This window comes from Marilutibacter maris (assembly GCF_006546735.2).
GTDB classification, from domain to species: Bacteria; Pseudomonadota; Gammaproteobacteria; order Xanthomonadales; family Xanthomonadaceae; genus Marilutibacter; species Marilutibacter maris.
The window spans coordinates 1-15,327 of the sequence record NZ_VICD02000060.1; the positions used below are offsets into that span (position 1 = coordinate 1).

Annotated in this window: 12 protein-coding genes, 1 tRNA gene and 1 pseudogene; all 14 read right to left on the minus strand. The window is 66.6% G+C overall.

Features of this window, described 5'->3' with window-relative positions; genetic code table 11:
• A pseudogene (locus tag FKV24_RS04315) lies at positions 1–487 on the minus strand (translation initiation factor IF-2 associated domain-containing protein); the annotation flags it as partial.
• Positions 488–666: 179 nt separating this feature from the next.
• Positions 667–2,154, minus strand: a complete 1,488-nt coding sequence (gene nusA / locus FKV24_RS04320) for a transcription termination factor NusA (protein WP_111266173.1) — start codon at positions 2,152–2,154, stop codon at positions 667–669.
• 287 nt (positions 2,155–2,441) lie between these two features.
• Entirely contained in the window at positions 2,442–2,987 is a 546-nt protein-coding gene (locus FKV24_RS04325) for a ribosome maturation factor RimP (RefSeq protein WP_141481496.1), read from the minus strand.
• Between the two features lie 230 nt (positions 2,988–3,217).
• Positions 3,218–3,294 (minus strand) — tRNA-Met (locus tag FKV24_RS04330).
• 129 nt (positions 3,295–3,423) lie between these two features.
• Positions 3,424–4,869 (minus strand): NADH-quinone oxidoreductase subunit NuoN, encoded by a 1,446-nt coding sequence (gene nuoN / locus FKV24_RS04335; RefSeq protein ID WP_141481497.1) that lies wholly within the window; start codon positions 4,867–4,869, stop codon positions 3,424–3,426.
• 16 nt (positions 4,870–4,885) lie between these two features.
• On the minus strand, positions 4,886–6,400 hold the full coding sequence (locus FKV24_RS04340; protein WP_141481509.1) for an NADH-quinone oxidoreductase subunit M: 1,515 nt from the start codon (positions 6,398–6,400) through the stop codon (positions 4,886–4,888).
• A 58-nt stretch (positions 6,401–6,458) separates the two neighbouring features.
• Complete coding sequence (gene nuoL, locus FKV24_RS04345) at positions 6,459–8,579, minus strand: NADH-quinone oxidoreductase subunit L (RefSeq protein ID WP_111266170.1); 2,121 nt, start codon at positions 8,577–8,579, stop codon at positions 6,459–6,461.
• A 4-nt stretch (positions 8,580–8,583) separates the two neighbouring features.
• Positions 8,584–8,934, minus strand: coding sequence for an NADH-quinone oxidoreductase subunit NuoK (nuoK, locus tag FKV24_RS04350; RefSeq protein WP_141481498.1), 351 nt, complete (start codon positions 8,932–8,934; stop codon positions 8,584–8,586).
• The gene (locus tag FKV24_RS04355) at positions 8,931–9,581 is read right to left on the minus strand and encodes an NADH-quinone oxidoreductase subunit J (protein ID WP_111268022.1); all 651 of its coding nucleotides are present in this window, start codon (positions 9,579–9,581) and stop codon (positions 8,931–8,933) included. Before FKV24_RS04355 ends, nuoK begins: the two co-directional genes overlap by 4 nt.
• Before the next feature lie 6 nt (positions 9,582–9,587).
• Complete coding sequence (gene nuoI / locus FKV24_RS04360) at positions 9,588–10,076, minus strand: NADH-quinone oxidoreductase subunit NuoI (protein WP_111266168.1); 489 nt, start codon at positions 10,074–10,076, stop codon at positions 9,588–9,590.
• 9 nt (positions 10,077–10,085) lie between these two features.
• On the minus strand, positions 10,086–11,147 hold the full coding sequence (gene nuoH / locus FKV24_RS04365) for an NADH-quinone oxidoreductase subunit NuoH (RefSeq protein ID WP_141481499.1): 1,062 nt from the start codon (positions 11,145–11,147) through the stop codon (positions 10,086–10,088).
• A 1-nt stretch (position 11,148) separates the two neighbouring features.
• On the minus strand, positions 11,149–13,401 hold the full coding sequence (gene nuoG / locus FKV24_RS04370; protein WP_141481500.1) for an NADH-quinone oxidoreductase subunit NuoG: 2,253 nt from the start codon (positions 13,399–13,401) through the stop codon (positions 11,149–11,151).
• Positions 13,398–14,753, minus strand: a complete 1,356-nt coding sequence (gene nuoF / locus FKV24_RS04375; RefSeq protein ID WP_141481501.1) for an NADH-quinone oxidoreductase subunit NuoF — start codon at positions 14,751–14,753, stop codon at positions 13,398–13,400. The genes nuoG and nuoF overlap by 4 nt, the downstream gene beginning before the upstream one ends.
• A gap of 10 nt (positions 14,754–14,763) precedes the next feature.
• Positions 14,764–15,291, minus strand: a complete 528-nt coding sequence (gene nuoE, locus FKV24_RS04380) for an NADH-quinone oxidoreductase subunit NuoE (protein ID WP_111266164.1) — start codon at positions 15,289–15,291, stop codon at positions 14,764–14,766.
• Positions 15,292–15,327 lie beyond the last annotated feature (36 nt).

Genomic DNA, 15,327 nt, shown 5'->3' on the forward strand with positions numbered 1-15,327 from the left:
CGGCCTCCTCGGCCTCGCGCTTGGCGCGCTCGGCTTCCTCGGCGCGGCGCTTGTCGGCCTCGGCCAGGCGCTGCTGCTCCTCGATGTTGCGCTGGCGCGACTCCTCGAGCTTGCGCAGGATTTCCTCGCGCTCGTTGTCGCCGCCGGCCGCGTCGGCGCCGGAGCCTTCGCTCGGGCGCACCAGGGTGACCTTCTTGCGCACGACCACGTCGACGGTGGAACGGCTCTTGCCGCCACCCACCGTCAGCTCCTGCTTGCGGCTGCGGTTGAGAGTGATCTTCTTCGGCGACGAACCTCCCTCGGTGGACTTCTCGTCCTTGCCGTGGGTACGACGCAGGAAGCCGAGCAGCTTGACCTTTTCGGTACTGGTCACGACCTGGTCGGGGTCGCTGAACGGCATACCGGCCTCGGCCAGCTGTTCCAGCAACTTATCGACCGGCGTGTTCACCAGTGCGGCCAGCTTGCGAATGGTGGTTTGTTGCGACATTCGGTTTCCGTGTCTAGTGGCGCGGAACGGAGCCCGCGCAGGGTGTCGCCATTCTAGTCCCGCATCGCGTCCGGACAAGTCGGCGTCGTGCGGGACCTGAACGGCCCGTCCACAGCCCGGCGCGAGCCGGGGCTGCGAAGCCGGCGCGTCCCTGTTGGGTCGCACCGACCGTCAATGGCTTACTCGAACCAGTGCTTGCGCGCTTCCATGATCAGCGCGGCTGCACGGTCCTCGTCGATACCTTCGATATCGGTGATCTCGTCGGTTGCGGCGTCGGCCAGATCCTCGCGGGTGACCACGCCCTGTGCCGCCAGCGCGAACGCGGTGGCCTCGTCCATGCCCTCCAGCGACAGCAGGTCGGCCGCGGGCTGGTGCTCGTCGAGCTCCTCCTCGGCCGCCAGCGCCTCGTTGAGCAGCGCGTCGCGGGCGCGGGCGCGCAGCTCCTCGACGATGTCCTCGTCGAAGCCCTCGACCGCCAGCAGCTCGCCGACCGGAACGTAGGCGATCTCCTCGACCGTCGAGAACCCCTCGGCCACCAGGATGCCGGCGATCTCCTCGTCGACCTCGAGCTTCTCCTGGAACAGATCGCGCGCGGCGCCCTGCTCGGCTTCCGACTTCGCGGTCACCTGGTCCTGGGTCATCACGTTGAGCTGCCAGCCGGTCAGGCGGCTGGCCAGGCGCACGTTCTGGCCGCCCTTGCCGATCGCCTGGGCGAGACGGTCCTCGGCGACGGCCAGGTCCATCGAATGCCGCTCCTCGTCGACGATGATCGACTGCACCTCGGCCGGCGCCATCGCGTTGATCACGAACTGGGCCGGATTGTCCGACCACAGCACGATGTCGACGCGCTCGCCGTTGAGCTCGTTGCTCACCGCCTGCACGCGCGAACCGCGCATGCCGATGCAGGCACCGATCGGATCGGTGCGATTGTCGTGCGCGAGCACCGCGATCTTGGCGCGATCGCCCGGATCGCGGGCGCAGGCCTTGATCGAGACCAGGCCCTGACCGACTTCCGGCACCTCCAGCTTGAACAGCTCCATCATGAACTCGGGGGCGGCGCGGCTGATGAACAGCTGCGGGCCGCGCGGTTCGGAGCGCACGTCGAACAGGTAGCCGCGGACACGGTCGCCGGCGCGCAGCACGTCGCGCGGAATGCCCTTGTCCTTCTGGATGATCGCCTCAGCGTTGCCGCCCAGGTCGACGAAGATGTTGCCGCGCTCGACCCGCTTGACGATGCCGGTGACCAGTTCGCCGACGCGGTCCTTCCAGGCGTCGACGACCTGCTGGCGCTCGGCCTCGCGCACGCGCTGCACGATCACCTGCTTGGCGGCCTGCGCGGCGATGCGGCCGAAGTCCGGGTTCTCGATCTGCTCCTCGATGAAGTCGCCGATCTCGACGCCTTCGGCCTCGTCGACCGCGTCCATCATCCGGATCTGGCGATCCGGCGATTCCATGACCACGTCGTCGGCCACGACCTCCCAACGGCGGAAGGTCTCGTAGCTGCCGTCCTTCTGGTCGATGGACACCCGCACCAGCACGTCCTGCTCGTGGTAACGCTTCTTCGCCGCCGAGGCCAGCGCGGCCTCGATCGCCTCGAAGATCACGTCGTGGGGCACGCCCTTCTCGTTGGCGACCGCATCAACGACCAGCAACAGATCCTTGCTCATTCGGATAGACCTTTGAAAACTTGGGTTACTCGGCTTCGGATGCAGGAGGCCATGCCTCCACATCCCCCACCAGCCCCTCCGGGACTGGCCGCCCCCTTGACTCAAGGGGGCTGAAAAACGGATAGACCTTTGAAAACTTGGGTTACTCGGCTTCGGATGCAGGAGGTCATGCCTCCACATCCCCCACCAGCCCCTCCGGGACTGGCCGCCCCCTTGACTCAAGGGGGCTGAAAAAACAGTTGCGACTACTGGTTGCGATTATCGACCGCCCGCTTCCATTGTTCCGTTCACTTCTTCCGTCCCTGGCGCCCGGCCGCATCCTTTCCCGGCCGGGATGGTGCCAGGCCCAGCGCGGCCCAATCGGGAACCAGGCGCGCCTTCTCGATGTTGTCGAGTGCCACGCCCAGGCAATTGCCATCGACCTCGAACACGACCTCGTCCCCGCCCGCCTCGACGATCACGCCCTGCAGCCGGCGACGGCCGTCCTGCGGCAGCTTCAACACGACCTTGGCCGCCTGGCCCTGGAAGCGGCTGAACTGCGCCGGGGTGAACAAGGGACGGTCCAGCCCCGGCGACGACACCTCCAGGGTGTAGTTGCCGCTGATCGGATCCTCGACGTCGAGCTGCGCCGACACTTCGCGGCTGACCGCTTCGCAATCCTCGATGCCGACCGCCCGCGCATCCTCTCCCGCCGCCTCGGCCTCGGGCACGTCGATGTACAGGCGCAGCACCGCCCCGCCGGGTGCGGGCAGATATTCCACGCCGAGCAGCTCGACGCCAAGCGACGCCACGGTCGGGGCCAGAAGAGCTGAGATTTCGGTTGCCTTGTCCATCACGCGCTCGACCTCGCTTGCGATTACGAATGCCCCGGTTCCGAACGGGCCGCCCACAGGCGGCCCCGGAAACGACAAAGGGCCCGATGGGCCCCTTGTCCGGCACTGCTGGATTTCGGCGCGACCGCACGAGCAGAGTGCGATCACAAAGCCCAGGCCCTGGTCCAAAAAGAAAGCCTCTCTTGAGGCTTTCTTCGGATCCGCATGTCTGCAAACCCGAGGACCGAAGCTGGTAGCGGGGGCAGGATTTGAACCTGCGACCTTCGGGTTATGAGCCCGACGAGCTGCCAGACTGCTCCACCCCGCATCAGGCCGCCTATTATAGCAGTGAAGTGTTGCTACGCAACCCCTATTCACGCCAACAAGCGGAAAACTTCGATACACGCTCCTGCGGAGCATGCATCCGGACGCACGTGGCGCCCGTTGCCGCCACGGATCAGCCGGCGAACGCCTTCTGGCACCAGGCCATGATCGGATTCCATGCCAGACCCAGCGCCAACAACGCCAGCGCATTGACCCCGAACACGATCCGCAACGGCCGGTTCGGCTGCGCTTCGGGCACCTGTCCTTCCGGTGCGTCGAAGTACATCGCCTTGATCACGCGCAGATAGTAGAACGCACCTACCACCGCGAACACAACACCCACGATCGCCAGCCACATCATGCCGCCGTCCAGTGCCGCACGCAGCACCGCCAGCTTGGCCCAGAAACCCAGGAACGGCGGCACGCCGGCCAGCGAGGCCATGATGCACAGCACCAGTCCGGCCATCCACGGATTGCGCGCGTTCAGGCCCTTGTAGTCGTCGATCTCGTCGGCCTCGAAGCCGCGGCTCGACAGCACCACGATCGCGCCGAAGGCCGCCGCCGACATCAGCGCATAGCTGATCGCGTAGAACATCGCCGCGGAGAAGCCCTGCGCGCCGCCGCCGGCGAAGCCGATGAACAGGAAGCCCACGTGCGACACGGTCGAGTACGCGAGCAGGCGCTTGAGATTGCTCTGCACCAGTGCGCCGAGGTTGCCCAGCATCAGCGACAGCACCGCCAGCGCCGCCAGCATCAGCCGCCAGTGATCCTCCAGCGGGCCCGCGGCCACCTCGAGCAGGCGATAGGTCATGCCGAACGCGGCCAGCTTCGGCGCGGAGCCGATGAACAGCGTGATCGGGGTCGGCGCGCCCTGGTAGACATCGGGCAGCCACATGTGGAACGGAGCGGCGCCGAACTTGAACGCGATGCCGGCGACCACGAACACCAGGCCGGTGACCAGCATCAGCGACGACGAGGACTCGCGTGCGGCCGCGGCGATCGTGGCCAGGTCCAGCGAACCGGTGGCGCCGTAGACCAGCGACAGGCCGTACAGCAGCAGGCCCGACGCCAGCGAACCGAGCACGAAGTACTTGATGCCCGACTCCGAGCCCAGCGGGCTGTCGCGATCGGTCACGACCAGCGCATAGGAGCACAGCGACAGCATCTCCAGGCCGACGTAGATCATCACCAGCGAGTTCGACGACACCAGCAGCATCATGCCCAGCACGGCAAACAGCATCAGCACCGTCACCTCGCCCTTGTACAACCCGCGCTCGCGCAGGTAGGGCCAGGTGTAGATCAGCGCCAGCGCGGACACCGCGCAGATCGCCAGCTTGAGCACATCGGCGGCGACGTCGCGGACGAACATGTCGCCGAGCACGCTGCCGTGACCGCCGGCGCCGGTGGCGATCATCGCGACCACGCCCAGCAACAGCACGATGCCCAGCAGGTGGGTCAGAAAGCGCCGGCTCTCGCCGATGAACAGATCGAGCATCAGCAGCGCAAAGGCACCGCCGACCATCACCAGTTCTGGCAACAGCGGCAACAGGTCGGCAGCGGTGCGTACGGGCATGTTCATGGAGCTGACCTCAACCTCAAAGCTTCGACGTGGCGATCTGCATCGCCAGATTCGCGATCGACGGCTCCATCAGGTCCGTCAGCGGCTTGGGCCACACGCCCAGCAACAGCACACCTGCGGCGAACACGCCGAGGACGAAGGCCTCGCGGGCATTGATGTCCTTGAGCTCGGCGACGTGGGCGTTGCCGACCTCGCCCCAGATCGTCCGCTTGACCAGCCACAGCGTGTAGGCGGCGCCGATCACCAGGGTGGTCGCGGCGGCGAACGCGATCAGCGGATGCTTCTGGAAGCTGGCCAGGATCACCATGAACTCGCCGACGAAGCCGGAGGTACCGGGCAGGCCCGAGTTCGCCATCGCGAACAGCACCACGAACGCGGCGAACCACGGCATCACGTTGGCGACGCCGCCGTAGTCCTTGATCATGCGACTGTGCATGCGGTCGTACAGCACGCCGACGCAGGTGAACATCGCGCCGGACACGAAGCCGTGGCTGATCATCTGCACCATCGCGCCCTGCAGGCCCAGCCGCGCGGCGTCGTAGTTGCCGAAGTCGCGGACCAGTCCGAACGCGATGAAGGTACCGATGGTGACGAAGCCCATGTGCGAGACCGACGAGTACGCGATCAGTTTCTTCATGTCGTCCTGCACCAGCGCGACCAGGCCGACGTAGATCACCGCGATCAGGCTCAGCGCGATCACCAGCCAGGCCCATTCCTGCCCGGCGTCGGGGACGATCGGCAGGGTGAAGCGCAGGAAGCCGTAGCCGCCGATCTTCAGCATGATCGCGGCCAGGATCACCGAGCCGGCGGTCGGCGCCTCGACGTGCGCGTCCGGCAGCCAGGTATGGACCGGGAACATCGGCACCTTGACCGCGAACGCGGCAAGGAAGGCGAAGAACAACCACATCTGCTCGGTGGCGTTGAGCTGCAGCTGGTACATGTCGGCCAGCTGCCAGCTGCCGCCCTTCAGGTACAGGTAGATCAGGCCGACCAGCATGAACACCGAACCCAGGAAGGTGTAGAGGAAGAACTTCACCGACGCATAGACACGGCGCGGGCCGCCCCAGACGCCGATGATGATGAACATCGGGATCAGCATGCCCTCGAAGAAGACGTAGAACAGCATCGCGTCGAGCGCGCTGAACACGCCGATCATCAGGCCCTCAAGGACCAGGAACGCGGCGTAGTACTGGTTGACCCGCTTGTCGACCGAGCCCCAGGCGCTGATCAGCACCAGCAGCGAGGTCAGCGTGGTCAGGCCGATCAGGGCGACGGAAATGCCGTCGGCGCCGAGGCTGTACTGGATGTCGTAGGCCGGGATCCAGGCATGGCGTTCGACGAACTGCATCGCCGGGCTGGCCATGTCGAAGCCGGTGAACAGGAACACGCTCAAACCCAGCGTCACCAGCGCGACCGTGCTGGCGAACCAGCGCGCGGCGTTGGCGCGTTCGTTGCCGAAGGCAAGGGTCGCCAGACCGCCGAAGATCGGCAGCCAGATCAGCAGGCTCAGCAGTGGAAATGCATTGTCCAAGGGCAGGTTGTCCAGAGGCAGGCCGTTCAAGGGCTCGGTGGTCACGTCGCGGTCCTTGTCAGGTCAGGGCCCGGATGAGCACGGCCAGGAGCACGATCAGGCCGAGGATCATCGCGAAAGCGTAGTGGTAGAGATAGCCGGACTGGGCACGCCGGGTCAGCTGCGCCACCAGGTCGACGACCCGGGCGCTGCCATTGACGATCACCCCGTCGATCAGCTTGCTGTCGATCGCGCGCGAGACGCGGCCCAGCAGCACACCGCCGCCGGCGAAGCCGTCGATCCACAGATTGTCGAAGCCGTACTTGTTCTCCAGCACCCGTACCGGCCAGGCCAGCGCGTGGCGCGCCTTCGCCGGCAGGTCCGGCTTGATCAGGTACATCAGCGTGGCCAGGGCGAAGCCGGAGAAGGCCAGCCAGAACGCCGGCGCCTGGAAACCGTGCAGGGCGAACTTGAGCGGACCGTGCCACATCTCCGCGCCGACCGCGGCGACGGTGTCGCGTGCCGTCTGCAGGTCGATCGCGCCCAGGAAGAACGGCAGCTGCGCATGGTGCCCGGCCCAGTCGGTGCCGAACAGCATCGGACCGGCGGTGAAGTAACCGATCAGGACCGACGGGATCGCCAGCAGGATCAACGGTACCGTCACCACCCACGGCGACTCGTGCGGGGTATGCGCATGGTGGCCGTGATCGTGCGCCTCGTGCTCGTGCGCCAGATCCTGGGCATGGCCGTTGCTGTCCGCTTCCGGGGCGACATAGTGATCCGGCGCCGGAGCGTGGAAGCGCTCCTTGCCGTGGAAGGTCAGATACAGCAGGCGGAAGCTGTAGAACGCGGTCACGAAGGCGCCCAGCAGCACCGCCCAGTAGGCGTACTGCGAGACCCAGCTGGCGTGCTCGCCGGTGGCCGCGTGATGAGCGGCCTCGATGATCGTGTCCTTGGAGTAGAAGCCGCTGAAGAACGGCGTACCGACCAGGGCCAGGGTGCCGAGCAGACTGGTGACATAGGTGATCGGCATGTACTTGCGCAGGCCGCCCATCCGGCGCATGTCCTGCTCGTGGTGCATGCCGATGATCACCGAGCCGGCGGCCAGGAACAGCAGCGCCTTGAAGAAGGCGTGGGTCATCAGGTGGAACACCGCCGCGCTGTAGGCCGACACGCCCAGCGCCACGGTCATGTAACCCAGCTGGGACAGGGTCGAATACGCGACCACGCGCTTGATGTCGTTCTGCACGATGCCGATCAGGCCGGTGAAGAAGGCGGTGGTCGCACCGACGAACAGCACCATGTTCAGCGCGGTCTCGCTCATCTCGAACAGCGGCGACATGCGCGCGACCATGAAGATACCCGCGGTCACCATCGTTGCGGCGTGGATCAACGCCGAGATCGGGGTCGGGCCCTCCATCGAGTCGGGCAGCCAGACGTGCAGCGGTACCTGCGCCGACTTGCCCATCGCGCCGATGAACAGACAGATGCAGATCACCGTCGCGACCAGCCACTCGTGGCCCTCGATGATGCTGATGGTCGCGCCGTCGAGCACGTTCGGCGCATTGGCGAACACCACGCCGTAGTCGAGCGAACCGAACATCAGCAGGATGCCGCTGATGCCGAGCAGGAACCCGAAATCGCCGACGCGGTTGACCAGGAACGCCTTCATGTTGGCGAACACCGCGGTCGGCTTCTTGAACCAGAAGCCGATGAGCAGGTACGACACCAGGCCGACCGCTTCCCAGCCGAAGAACAGCTGCAGGAAGTTGTTGCTCATCACCAGCATCAGCATCGAGAAGGTGAACAGCGAGATGTAGCTGAAGAAGCGCTGGTAGCCCGGATCCTCCTCCATGTAGCCGATCGTGTAGATGTGCACGAGCAGCGACACGAAAGTGACCACCACCATCATCATCGCGGTCAGCTTGTCGACCATGAAGCCGACGTGGGCCTCGTAGCCGCCGATCTGGAACCAGGTGTAGACGTTCTCGTTGAACGGCGCGGCGCCCTGCCCCGCCAGTTGCCACAGCACCTGGCCGGACAGCGCGCAGCTGACCGCCACGCCGAGAATGGTGATCCAGTGGGCCCCGGCGCGACCGACCTGACGGCCGAACAGGCCGGCGACGATCGAGCCCAGCAGCGGTGCGAGCACGATCGCCAGCAGCACCGATTTGGAAATGACGACATCCGTACCCGGCATGGGATCAGCCCTTCATGCTATCGATTTCGGCGACGTTGATCGTGCGCCGGTTGCGGAACAGCGTGACCAGGATCGCCAGACCGATCGCGGCCTCGGCCGCGGCCACGGTGAGAATGAAGAACACGAACACCTGCCCGGCCTGGTCGCCCAGTTGCCTGGAGAAGGTGATGAAGTTGATGTTCACCGCGAGCAGCATCAGCTCGATGCACATCAACAGCACGATCACGTTCTTGCGGTTGAGGAAGATGCCGGCAACGCTGATGCAGAACAGCGTCGCGCCCAGGGTCAGGAAGTGTCCCGGGGTCAGGCCCGAAAACAGACCGGCACCCAGCAAGCCCGTTGCAAGCACGCTCATGCCTTGCCCTCCTCTGCCGCCGACGCATCATCGCCGGCCGCCGGTACCGGACGCACGGCGTCCATCTTGATCATGCGCACGCGATCGGCCGCGCGCACCCGTGTCTGCTCGCCCGGGTTCTGGTGACGGGCGCCTTCGCGCCGGCGCAGGGTCAGCATCACCGCCGCGATCACCGCCACGGTCAGGATCACCGCGGCGATCTCGAACGGCAGCAGGAACTTGGTGAACAGCGCACGCGCCAGCCAGGCGGTGTTGGACACGCCCTCGGCCTCGGCGGCATCGGGAGTCAGCGGGATGGTCGACTGCACCTTCACGCCGATCAGCACCAGCATCTCGACCAGCATCACCACCGCGACCACCAGGCCGACCGGCAGGTAGCGGACGAAACCCTCGCGCAGCGGCGCGACATCGATATCGAGCATCATCACCACGAACAGGAACAGCACCATCACCGCGCCGACGTAGACCAGGATCAGGGCCACGCCGAGGAACTCGGCACCGGCGATGATCCAGACGCAGGCCACCGAGAAGAACGTCAGCACCAGCGACAGCGCCGCGTGCACCGGGTTCTTCACGCTGATCACCGCGATGCCGGAAAGCACCGCCGCGGCAGCGAAGACGAAGAATGCGATCGTTGCGAAGTCCATGGGCATTTACCGGAAGGGCGCGTCGGCGGCGCGGCGCTCGGCGATCTCGGCTTCGAGACGGTCGCCGATCGCCAGCAGCTGCGGCTTGGTGACGATGTTCTGTCCGCGCTGGTCGAAGTGGTACTCGTGGATGTGGGTCTCGACGATCGAGTCCACCGGGCACGATTCCTCGCAGAAGCCGCAGAAGATGCACTTGAACAGGTCGATGTCGTAGCGGGTGGTGCGGCGGGTGCCGTCCTCGCGCTTGTCCGAGTCGATGGTGATCGCCAGCGCCGGGCACACCGCCTCGCACAGCTTGCAGGCGATGCAGCGCTCCTCACCGTTGGGGTAGCGGCGCAGCGCATGGATGCCGCGGAAGCGCGGCGACTGCGGCGTCTTCTCCATCGGATACATCAGGGTGTACTTCGGCCGCCACAGGTACTTGAAGGTCAGCCACAGCCCCTGTGCCAGCTCGATGAGCAGCAGGCTCTTGAAATAGGAAACGATCTTGTTCATGCCCCTGCCCTATTGCCCCGGCTCGAACACGCCGTAGTACGCCATCAACGCGACGACGCAGATCCAGGCGATCGTGATCGGAATGAAGACCTTCCAGCCCAACCGCATGATCTGGTCGTAGCGGTAGCGCGGGAACGACGCGCGAAACCAGATGAAGCAACTGGCGAAGAAGAACACCTTGGCCAGCAGCCACCACCAGCCGTCGACCGACAGCAGCGGAATGCCCAGGCCCTGGAACGGGCTCAGCCAGCCGCCGAGGAAGAAGATCGCGGTCAGGAAGCTGATCAGGATCATGTTCGCGTACTCGGCGAGGAAGAACAGCGCGAACGCCGACCCCGAGTACTCGACCATGTGGCCGGCGACGATTTCCGACTCGCCCTCGACGACGTCGAACGGCGCGCGATTGGTCTCGGCCACGCCGGAGATGAAGTAGACGACGAACAGCGGCAGCAGCGGCAGCCAGAACCACTCGAACAGGCCGGCGTTGCCGGACTGCGCCATCACGATCTCGCTGAGGTTCAGACTGCCGGCGGACACCATCACGCCGACCATCGCGAAGCCCATCGCGATCTCGTAGGAGACCACCTGCGCGGCCGCGCGCATCGCACCGAGGAAGGCGTACTTCGAGTTCGAGGCCCAGCCGGCGAGGATGATGCCGTAGACGCCCAACGAGGTCATCGCCAGCAGGTACAGCAGACCGGCGTTGGCGTTGGACAGCACCAGCTTGGTATCGAACGGCACCACCGCCCAGGCCGCGAAGGCCGGCGCCAGCGCCAGCAACGGCGCCAGCTTGTACAGGAACGGCTCCGCCCGGGTCGGCTGGATGACTTCCTTGAACAGCAGTTTGAACACGTCGGCGAAGGCCTGCAGGATGCCCTTGCCGACGTACATCGGCCCGTGGCGGACATGCATCCAGCCGATCAGCTTGCGCTCCCAGACCACGTAGAACGCAACGGTGATGATCACCGGCATCGCGATCAGCAGGACCTTCAGCACGATCCACAGGATCACGCCGAAGGTGCCCAGCGACATGAACCACTCGTGGATCGGGTCAACGAACGTCGCCAGCATCTCAGGCCCTCCCCCCGTTGACGCGCCCCTGGCCCAGCGGCGCGGTGGCGCCATGGCCGGACTCGACCAGCACCGTGCCCGGCGCGATCCGCGCGTCCACGGTCACCGGCAGCGTCGCGGTACCCGTGGTGGTCGTGAACTTGCCCATCGCGCCGTCCTGCAGGCCCAGGGCGGACGCGTCCTGGGGATTGAGGACGGCCGCCGGGCCGGTGTTGAGCGGATGGGTCTGCAGCGCGCTGGCGCGGCGGACCACCGCGTCGCCGCGATAGATGCCCGGCACGGCGACGATCTCCAGTCCATCCGAAGCCAGGTAGGGCGCCAGCCCGGCGACCGGCGCGACGTCGCGCGCTACCCCTTCCGAGCGCAGCCCGGCCAGGTCGGTGAAGTCGAAACCGGCCGCCTGCAACGCACCGCCGAGGGCGCGCAGCACGCGCCAGCCGGCACGCGCCTCGCCCGGCAACTTGCCGGCGGCCTGGGCCGTCTGCTCGCGACCGTCGAGGTTGGTCAGGGTCGCCTCGACCTCCGGCAGCGCACCGATCGGCAGGATCACGTCGGCGACCGCGCGGGTGGATGCGCACGCGAAGTGGCTGAGCGCGACCACCTGGGCCGAGGCCAGCGCCTTGTTGGCATTGCCGGCCGAAGCGAAGTCCAGGCCCGGCTCGATGCCGTAGACCAAGTAGGCCGCACGCGGCTCGGCCAGCATCGTGCGCGCGTCCCGCGAGGTCGGCAGCACGCCGGCGTCGGTCAGCCCGATCGCGTTGGCGCCCTGCGGGATGCGGCACAGCTTCGCGCCGGTCGCCTCGCACAGTTCGCGCGCGGCGCGGCGGATGGCCGCGGCATGCAGGCCGTTCTCGGCGACGCCGCCGACAATCACCGCGGCGTGGCTGGCACCGTCCAGTGCCCTGGCCAGTTCGCCGTTCGCGATCGCCGTGTCCATGGCCGACGGCGCGACGATCTGGCGGCTGGCCAGGTCGAACGCGAAATCGAAGTCGGCCGGATTGACCACGTGCACCCGGGCGCCGTTGCGCCAGGCCTTGCGCACGCGCTGATGCAGCAGCGGCAGCTCGTGGCGGAGATTGGAGCCGATGATGACGATCGCGTCGGCCGAATCGAAGTCGGCGACCGGCATTTCGAAGGTCGCGGCCACCGCGGCATCGGTCAGATCGCTCTGGGCGATGCGATGGTCGATGTTGCCGGTACCCAGCGCGGATGCCAGGCGCGCCAGCAGCGCGCCCTCCTCGTTCGAGGTGGCCGGATGCGCCAGGATGCCGAGGTCGTCGCCGGCGTTGTCGCGCAGGATCGCCGCCGCACGCGCCAGCGCCTCGTCCCACGACGCCTCGCGCCAACCGTCCTCGCCACCGCCGTCGCGGATCATCGGCACGGTGGCGCGATCGGCCGCGTACAGGCCCTGGTGCGAGTAGCGGTCGCGGTCGGACAACCAGCACTCGTTGACCGCGTCGTTGTCGCGCGGCACCGCGCGCAGCACTTCGCCGCGGCGCACGTGCAGGTACAAATTGCTGCCCATCGCATCGTGGTAGCCCAGCGACTCGCGCGCGGTCAGCTCCCACGGACGCGCCTTGAACTGGAACACCTTGTTGGTCAGCGCGCCGACCGGACAGACATCGATGACGTTGCCGGACAGCTCGGTGGTCAGCGGCTTGCCGTCGAAGGTGCCTATCTGCAGGTTCTCGCCGCGGTTCATGCCGCCCAGCTCGTAGGTACCGGCGATCTCGGCGGTGAAGCGCACGCAGCGGGTGCACTGGATGCAGCGGGTCATCTCGGTCGCGACCAGCGGACCGATGTCCTCGTCCGGGACCACGCGCTTGCGCTCGACGAAGCGGCTGACCGAGCGGCCGTAGCCCATCGACAGGTCCTGCAGCTCGCACTCGCCGCCCTGATCGCAGATCGGGCAGTCCAGCGGGTGGTTGACCAGCAGGAACTCCATCACGTTGCGCTGCGACTTGAGCGCCTTCTCGCTGCGGGTGAACACCTTCATGCCGTCGGCGACCGGGGTCGCGCAGGCCGGCAACGGCTTGGGAGAGGCGCGACCGCCCATCTCCGCGTCGACCAGGCACATGCGGCAGTTGGCCGCGATCGACAGCTTGTCGTGATAGCAGAAGCGCGGGATCGGAATGCCGGCCTTGTCGGCGGCCTGGATGATCATCGAGCCCTTCGGCGCATGCATCTCGACGCCGTCGATCTCGATGGTCACATGATCGGGCGGCACGTTCGGGTTGGCGGGTTGCGCGCTCATGCGGCCTCCTCCTCCTTGCCCGCGGCCTGGTCGTCGACCAGGAAGCGCTTGTTCACGATCGCGTACTCGAATTCGTTCCAGAAGTGGCGCAGGAAGCCCTGCACCGGCCACGCGGCGGCCTCGCCGAACGCGCAGATGGTGTGGCCCTCGATCTGGCCGGCGGCCGAGCGCAGCATCTGCAGGTCCTCGAGCGTGGCCTGCTTCTCGACGATGCGGGTCAGCATGCGGTACATCCAGCCGGTGCCCTCGCGGCACGGCGTGCACTGGCCGCAGCTTTCCTTGAAGTAGAAGCGCGCGATGCGCTGGCAGGCGCGCACCATGCAGGCGCTGTCGTCCATCACGATGACCGCGCCCGAACCCAGGCCGGAGCCGGCCTTCTGGATCGAGTCGTAGTCCATGGTCAGGCCGAGCATCACCTCGCCCGGCAGCACCGGCATCGACGAGCCACCCGGAATCACCGCCTTGATGGTGCGGCCCGGACGCATGCCGCCGGCCAGCTCCAGCAGATCGGCGAACGGCGTGCCGAGGCGGATCTCGTAGTTGCCGGGACGGGCGACGTGGCCGGACACCGAGAACACCTTGGCGCCGCCGTTGTTCGGCTTGCCCAGGTTGAGGAACCACTCCGGACCGTTGCGCACGATCGCCGGCACCGATGCGTAGGTTTCGGTGTTGTTGATCGTGGTCGGCTTGCCGAACAGGCCGAAGTTGGCCGGGAATGGCGGCTTGAAACGCGGCTGGCCCTTCTTGCCCTCCAGCGACTCCATCAGCGCGGTTTCCTCGCCGCAGATGTAGGCGCCGGCGCCGAGCGCGCCGTGGATGTCGATATCGACGCCGCTGCCGAGCACGTCCTTGCCCAGCCAGCCGTGCTCGTAGGCTTCCTTCAGGGCCTGTTCGAAGTGCTCGAACGGCTCATGATGGAACTCGCCGCGCAGGTAGTTGTAGGCGACGGTGGAGCCGGTCGCGTAGCAGGCGATCGCCATGCCCTCGACCACCGCGTGCGGGTTGTAGCGCAGGATGTCGCGATCCTTGGCGGTGCCCGGCTCGGACTCGTCCGAATTGCACAGGATGTACTTCTGGGTCTCGCTGCCCTTGGGCATGAAGCTCCACTTCAGGCCGGTCGGAAAGCCCGCGCCGCCGCGGCCGCGCAGGCCCGACTGCTTGACCATCTCGATCACGTCGGCCGGCGGAATCTTCTCGCTCAGGATCTTGCGCAGCGCCGCGTAACCACCGGTCTTGAGGTAGTTCTCGTACGACCACGGGGTGTCGTAGTGCAAGGTCGTGTAGACGACGCTGTGCTCCTGCGGGGCCGGTCCGACCGGGCCGTAACCCTTGGAATAGTCGTGGTGCGCCATCGCGTCCGCCTTACTCCAGTCCGTCCAGCAGCTCGTCGACCTTCGCGGCGTCGAGCTTTTCGTGGTAGTGGCCGTTGATCACGACCACCGGGGCGCCGCAGCACGCGGCCAGGCATTCTTCCTCGCGCTTGAGGAAGACGCGGCCGTCGGCGGTCGATTCGCCCAGCTTGCAGCCAAGCTTGCCCTCGGCGTGCCGGACCAGGTCCTCGGCGCCGTTGAGCCAGCAGCTGATGTTGGTGCAGAAGGCGACGTTGTTGCGGCCCACCTTCTGGGTCTCGAACATCGAATAGAACGATGCGACCTCATAGGCCCACACCGGCGGAATGTCCAGGTACCTGGCGACCGCGGCGATCAGCTCGTCGCTGAGCCAGCCATCGTTCTGCTCCTGCGCCGCATGCAGCCCCTGCAGCACGGCAGAGCGCTTGCGGTCCGGCGGGAACTTGGCCAGCCAGTGGTCGATATGGGCCCGGGTCTTGTCGGACAACGCGACCATCGGGTCGACGTTGCGGCAGGCCTCGAAATTTCCGGTCGCCTTCATTCGTTCAAATCCTCAGCGGCCGCCATGCGCCCTCGA